Here is a 5,812-nt window from a genome sequence, read left to right as displayed (position 1 = left end):
AGGATTATTACGATTATCTCAAAGCCCTGATTGGAGATAAAGATCTGATAAAAGCCGAAAGCGTTTACAAAGAAGTGCTGCACGAAATCCCGGACGAACCGGGCAATCATCTCTGGAAAGAGAAAATCGAACAGGAGATAGGGAAGTATTTCGCTCAATAAGAAAATTTAAAACTTTCATGTAATTTTGCTTCGAAAAATATGGCACCCCCTATAACCGATTCGGGATGTTCGTAGTTTTCATATTTTTTCACATGATTTCGGAGTAGCTCGAAACTCCTCTCATGCTTTTTCGATCAACTTCATGTCGGTTTTCAAAACCAAACTTCCTCTCTTACAGATACGAAAGGGCCGACGGCCCTATACTGATATTTGCAAAATTCGGGATGTTTCGTCAGGGCTTCAGGGTTTTGATGATCTTGTCGAAGCGTTTCGACTGCACGTCGATCTGCCGAAACATACGGGCGAACTGATTTTGCGTCACGGTACCGTCTTCGATGGGAAATTCGACGGCGTATCGCAACTCGTCTCCGGAAAGCTCCCATGTGCCGAATTTCGTTTTGGCGTTGTAGCGGAGCAGCTCCTCGAACAGCTCGCACTTTTTTTCCTGGAGTCTGTTCTTTTTTTTGAGCAGGTTCTGGAGTTTCGTCGACCTGGCGATCATGCGCATCGTGCGACCGCCATCCATTAATACGATGGAAATCTCTACGGAGGGTGCGTCGGGATCGTAGGCGATCAGCCCCTTTTTCTCTTTTTTGTGGTAGATGTTCAGAGCCTCGAGATGGGATTCGATGGTCTTTTTCGTAATAGCCATAAGTTTGCCTTTCTTTGAATTTGATCGAATAATTCCGTCATTTTAACAAATTTCAACCCTCCACCGGAACGACCGTTTTTCATGATCTGTTGTCATCATTCTATTCAGCACGGAAGCCATGCTTTCCAGTACGTTTCTCTTGAGTCGAAAAGCCGTCACCGGCCGCTATGCGAAGATATTTGGGATACTGTCGCAGAAACGACCGATCCATCACGATATTCTGCCTTCTCCTCACGACAGGTGGTGTCGTTCACGATAGAGAGACAGACTTTTTGTTGAAATTGATTTTTGGAACATAAAAAAATATTTTAATGAAACATTGCTTAGCGATTTTATAAACGGAAAAAAAACCAATCTAGCTTTCCCGGCACGAAGTCTTTTGGTATGATACCAACAATAATAAACGGGAGATTTTCATGATTTCATTCATTAAAAGCCAATGGGCCATCATACTTCTGACCCTTTTGACTTTTTTGTCCGCCTTTTACCTCGATTTCATGAAAGAGAAATTAGGAGGCATGAACGTACTGATCGGTGCTACGACCGCTTTTTTGATCGTGCTGATTTCTATGGTTATTTTCGCACTGATGGCACGCATACAGGTGAAAGAAGATTATGAAGAGCGCTACAAAATTCTGGAAGCTTTCATCAAAGGACAGGGGCTGGGTGACATCATCAGCGAAAGACATCTGTCCGAGATAGAAAGAAAAGCGAAAGACATCTGGGTCTTCACCCACGACATGACCAACGATATCGGCGTGCAGGAAGCCAAAGAACAAGAGAATGTCATATTTGAAACGGTCAAGAAAAATCTGGCGGATGGGAAAGTCTATACCTACTTTCTGCCCAATACACAGAAAATTCACGGATCCATCGTAGATTTCAGCGACAAGCACGACTATGAAAAAGAACAGGTCTCATTCTGTCTCATTCCGCCGGATGAGTTTCATTTCGTATCTGAAATCGCCGTGTACGATGCCGAAAACGAAGCCCCTACCCAGGCCGTCCAATGGTTCCCCAGCAATAAAATGAACTACTATATCCGTATGGATGAAGCACATCGCAATCATATTGTGGGTATCGGAAAGATGTTGTTGCAGAAATTCGGTCGTAAATACAATGTTTGAAACGCACGATATCGTAGGTACTACGGGGGTGGCGATCATCATCGTCACCTATTTTCTGCTTCAAATCGGAAAAATCTCTTCGGAAACCCTCACTTTCTCTCTTTTGAATGCCGGAGGGTCCGCATTGATTCTCTACTCTCTGAGCTATAACTGGAACATGGCTTCCGTGCTTATCGAGTCTTTCTGGATACTAATAAGTCTCATAGGTCTCTTCCGGGTTCTGAAAAAACGAACGCGCATATAAAGAAGAGACCCTCCTGCCGACACAACCTGTCGCCGCCCTCCTCTATGATGGGGAAAGTGAAAGGAGGAAAACGGTATGAACGTGATCTATGTGGAAACCGACCATTTCGAAGAGGCGCTGCTTCCCAGAGGGTGCCGGCTCTGCGAAACCCACGAAACGCTCGAGAGTATGCGCCTTTTCACGCTGGCGTGCGATCTGAATGTGACGACGGAAGCGAAAGTGGCGAGCTATCTGCGCGCCATGCGCTGGTTTGCGAAGCATCTGGCCGTCTCCACGATGTCCGAATGGATATTTACCGTAGACGATCCCGACTCGCCTCTGCCGCCGGGGTGTTACATCCAGGAGGTGTGCGCCTACGACGAAGGGGGCAGACAGAGTTACGAGGTGGCGATCTGCCATATCGACGAAGTGGACGCGGAAGCGTTTTTGAAGTTTTTCGAAGAGAAGGGCTTCGTGAACTCCACGATCGATTTATGATGGGTATGTTAAAATCGGTGCAAAAGAATGAGAGGAAAGGACGACGATGAGAGCGGGAATCTGGACGGCGGCGTTTCTGGCGCTTGTCGTGCTGGCGGGCTGCGGGTCGAAAGAGCCGACGCCGGCCTACAGGAACAAAGACGCGCAGTACCAGCAGAAGCAGGCCAAAGAGGCGGTGGAGTCGCTGGACAGAGATTTTTCAAAACAGCGGTAGCGAAAGGAGCGAAAAATGATCTACAGACACGGTTTGACGATTTTGGCGGCGGGAGTGCTGCTCTTTACGGGGTGCAGTTCGAAAAATCCCGATCCGGACCAGCTGAAAAGCGAGTGTACCATCGGGGGGCAGGAGGCGCCGCGGTGGGTGTGCGGCCTGCACCACGACGACAGGTACTACGCGGCGGTGGGTACGGCGAAGGTGGGCAAGCTGGGGTTCGGCTTCGCCCGCAAAGAGGCGCTGGCCGACGCCCGGGCCAACCTGGCGCAGCAGGTGGCGCTGGACGTGAAAGCCCGTACGACGCAGTTCGCCCGCTCGACGGGCGTGGGTGACGACGAGACGGTGGAGCGCGTGGTGGAAAACGTCTCCAAACAGGTGGCGCGGGTGACGCTGCACGACTCGCAGCAGGAAGCCTACTGGGAAAACCCGGCCGACGGCTCCATCTACCTGCTGGTCAAGGTGGACAGGGACAAAGTGGACGAAACGGCGAAACAGGCCATCGTCAGCAGCTACAGAAACGACGAGGCACTCTGGCAGCAGTTCCAGGCGAAGCAGGCCCTCAAAGCGCTCGACGAAGAGTTCCCCGGTAAGCGATGAGACTTTTCCTTCTTCTTACCATGGCGGCGCTCTTTTTCGCCGGCTGCTCCAAAACGGTGCAGGTGGCGTCGCTGCAGCCGGCCGAGATCGACCGGGCCGCGGAGGCGAAGCGGGTGGCCGTCTACCCTTTCAGGAACGACCGCATCGGCCTGAGCGAAAAGATCGAGTCGAAAGCGGCGGCGGTGCGGGTGGACGGCGAGCCGTGGTTCACCGTGGTGACGCGCCAGGAGCTCGAGAAGATCCTCGATGAGATCCGCCTGCAGGAGTCGGGCCTGACCGAGGAGAAAAAGGCGGCGGAAGCGGGCCGTCTGCTGGGGGCTTCGGCCCTGATCGACGGGGTCGTCACCGCCGCCGACGTGGACGACACCTACTACTACGAAACCCGCACCGAATGTGTCGACAAAAAATGCAAAGAAACCCGCGAATACAAAGTCTCCTGCAGAAAACGGCGGGGCGTCGTCGCGGCCCAGGTGAAGCTGGTGGACATCAGCCGCGGAGACATCATCCACGCCGAAACGATACGCAAGACGGCCACCTGGCGCCACTGCTCCGACGGCGGGACGGCGCTGCCGGCCAGGCAGGAGATACTCGACACGCTGGCCGACAGGGTCGCCGACGCCTTCGTCTCCAAACTCACGCCCCACTACGTCTACCACAGTGTCGAACTGATGGAGGACCCCGACATCGACTACACCCGCGACCAGAAACAGCTGCTCGAAAACGCCCTGGAATATATCGAACACAGGCGCTACGACCGGGCGGAACGGCTTCTTGGCATGCTGCTCGCTTCCACCGGTGAAAAGAGCGGAACCGCCGCCTACGACCTGGGGGTGGTGAAAGAGATCAGGGGGTCCCTCAAAGAGGCACGGTCCCTCTACCTGCTGGCGGAGCGCTGTTTCGGCGAGCCCAACGAACTGGTCGACGCCGCCATCGTCCGCATCGAGCGCGCCATCGAGGCTCGGGAGGCGGCGAAGAGGCAGATGGCGCGATGAGACGCCTCTTTCTCCTTCTCCTACCCGCGCTGCTCTGGCTGACGGGATGCGCCTCAAAAAGCGCGGCACCCACTCCGTCGCCTGCGGAGCGCACCCTGCCGGCGTGGTATCTGGAGCCTCCCCAAAACGGCGGCGGATGGCTCTACGGCGTCGGCGAAGGGAAGACGATGGAGGAGGCGACGAAACAGGCGCTGGCCGACCTGCTGGCCCGCGTATCGGTCACCGTCTCTTCGAGATACCGCTCCCGCGAGTATACCCACGAGGATGTCTACGAATATGTGGAGACGGAGCGCTCCCACGACATCGAAACGACGGTGGCGAAGCTGCCCGTCACCCACTACCGGACCCTCAAAAGCGCCCACCCCGCCTGGGACCGCTACCTCGTCCTGGCGGGCGTCCGGCGCGACGACTTCGTACGACCCCTCGAAAAGGAGATCGTGCGGGAAAACGGCCGGGCCGAATCGCTCTGGCGGGAGGCGAAAAACGCCAACGCGCTGGAGCGCTACGACAAAGCGGCCGAAGCCGAAAGGATCACTGGGCCGCTGCTGCCCAAAGCGACGATCCTCGCCTCTTTGGACAGAGCCTACGAACCGCTCTACAAAAAGAGCGAAGAGGCATTTTTGAGATACGCGAAAACGAAAGAGCGGGCGAAAAAGAGCCTCCGCTTCTGCATCGAAAGCGCCTCCGACCCCGCTATGGAACCTTTCGCCGAAACGGTCGCCTCGGCCCTTTCGGAGCGGGGCTTTCCCGTGCTGGACACCTCCCGCTGCCCAACGGAAGCGATACGCATCTCGCTCCTCCCCACCCTCTCGCAGGACCGCTCCCACGGCTTTTTCATCGTCAAAGGGACGGTGGATCTGAAAATGCACGATGGAGACAATAAGGTGATACAGAGCCGCCGCTACCGCGTCAAAGGGATCTCTGCAAAAAGCCCAAAAGCCGCAATACTGGAGGCGGCGAAAGGGCTGGAGAAAAAACTTAGAGAAAAATTCTTTTTTTAATAGATCATTTTAGAGATCGAAAATATCTGAATATCTTCTTAATGTTTCTCTTTTTTGTTAAGTGCTTTTGTTAGGATCGCATATTTTTTCAAACGATCTTTTTCATCTTCTGTCATCTCAACATCTCTCCACTCTCCACGTTCAATCTCTTCTAAAAGCTTTCGTTCTTTCAAAGTCAGATTGATTTTTTTCTTCTTCATTATCTTATTCTCCCATTATGACACTTGCCAGCTCGGCGATCGAATCGATCACGAGGTCGGGTTCGATCCCTCTTTCGAGATCTTCGGGGCGAAACTTTCCGGTACGCACCAGACAGGTTTTCATACCGGCGTTTTTCGCGCCTCCGA

The 5,812-nt window shown here is 53.5% G+C and carries 10 protein-coding genes; 7 read left to right on the top strand and 3 right to left on the bottom strand.

Annotation, left to right across the window (positions count from 1 at the left end; genetic code table 11):
- Nucleotides 1-393 precede the first annotated feature (393 nt).
- The gene (locus tag Q1K23_RS07055; protein WP_300363442.1) at nucleotides 394-813 is read right to left on the bottom strand and encodes a hypothetical protein; all 420 of its coding nucleotides are present in this window, start codon (nucleotides 811-813) and stop codon (nucleotides 394-396) included.
- Between the two features lie 518 nt (nucleotides 814-1,331).
- Here Q1K23_RS07055 and Q1K23_RS07050 point away from each other — a divergent pair.
- The 7 genes from Q1K23_RS07050 (at nucleotide 1,332) to Q1K23_RS07020 (ending at nucleotide 5,465) form a co-directional block, all read left to right on the top strand.
- Nucleotides 1,332-1,940, top strand: a complete 609-nt coding sequence (locus Q1K23_RS07050; RefSeq protein WP_300363441.1) for a hypothetical protein — start codon at nucleotides 1,332-1,334, stop codon at nucleotides 1,938-1,940.
- Nucleotides 1,933-2,184: a hypothetical protein gene (locus Q1K23_RS07045; RefSeq protein ID WP_300363440.1), complete on the top strand. Its 252-nt coding sequence runs from the start codon at nucleotides 1,933-1,935 to the stop codon at nucleotides 2,182-2,184. Before Q1K23_RS07050 ends, Q1K23_RS07045 begins: the two co-directional genes overlap by 8 nt.
- Nucleotides 2,185-2,259: 75 nt before the next feature.
- A complete protein-coding gene (locus tag Q1K23_RS07040) occupies nucleotides 2,260-2,661 on the top strand; it encodes a hypothetical protein (RefSeq protein WP_300363439.1) in 402 nt (133 codons plus the stop codon).
- 46 nt (nucleotides 2,662-2,707) lie between these two features.
- Nucleotides 2,708-2,875, top strand: a complete 168-nt coding sequence (locus Q1K23_RS07035; RefSeq protein WP_300363438.1) for a hypothetical protein — start codon at nucleotides 2,708-2,710, stop codon at nucleotides 2,873-2,875.
- Nucleotides 2,876-2,890: 15 nt separating this feature from the next.
- Nucleotides 2,891-3,472 carry an LPP20 family lipoprotein gene (locus Q1K23_RS07030; RefSeq protein ID WP_300363437.1) on the top strand — a complete coding sequence of 194 codons (582 nt, stop codon included), beginning with the start codon at nucleotides 2,891-2,893 and terminating at the stop codon, nucleotides 3,470-3,472.
- Nucleotides 3,469-4,464: a CsgG/HfaB family protein gene (locus Q1K23_RS07025; RefSeq protein ID WP_300363436.1), complete on the top strand. Its 996-nt coding sequence runs from the start codon at nucleotides 3,469-3,471 to the stop codon at nucleotides 4,462-4,464. The genes Q1K23_RS07030 and Q1K23_RS07025 overlap by 4 nt, the downstream gene beginning before the upstream one ends.
- On the top strand, nucleotides 4,461-5,465 hold the full coding sequence (locus Q1K23_RS07020) for an LPP20 family lipoprotein (protein ID WP_300363435.1): 1,005 nt from the start codon (nucleotides 4,461-4,463) through the stop codon (nucleotides 5,463-5,465). The genes Q1K23_RS07025 and Q1K23_RS07020 overlap by 4 nt, the downstream gene beginning before the upstream one ends.
- A 38-nt stretch (nucleotides 5,466-5,503) precedes the next feature.
- Here the strand turns inward: Q1K23_RS07020 and Q1K23_RS07015 are convergent, their stop codons facing one another.
- Nucleotides 5,504-5,665 carry a hypothetical protein gene (locus tag Q1K23_RS07015; protein WP_300363434.1) on the bottom strand — a complete coding sequence of 54 codons (162 nt, stop codon included), beginning with the start codon at nucleotides 5,663-5,665 and terminating at the stop codon, nucleotides 5,504-5,506.
- 4 nt (nucleotides 5,666-5,669) lie between these two features.
- The coding region (locus Q1K23_RS09080; protein WP_366522647.1) for an HAD hydrolase-like protein at nucleotides 5,670-5,812 on the bottom strand (143 nt) is incomplete at its 5' end.

The sequence above is a fragment of the Hydrogenimonas sp. genome (assembly GCF_029933015.1).
In the GTDB taxonomy this organism is placed as follows: Bacteria; Campylobacterota; Campylobacteria; order Campylobacterales; family Hydrogenimonadaceae; genus Hydrogenimonas.
The sequence above is the reverse complement of the archived record's forward strand: the minus strand, read 5'-3'. Positions and strand labels throughout refer to the sequence as shown.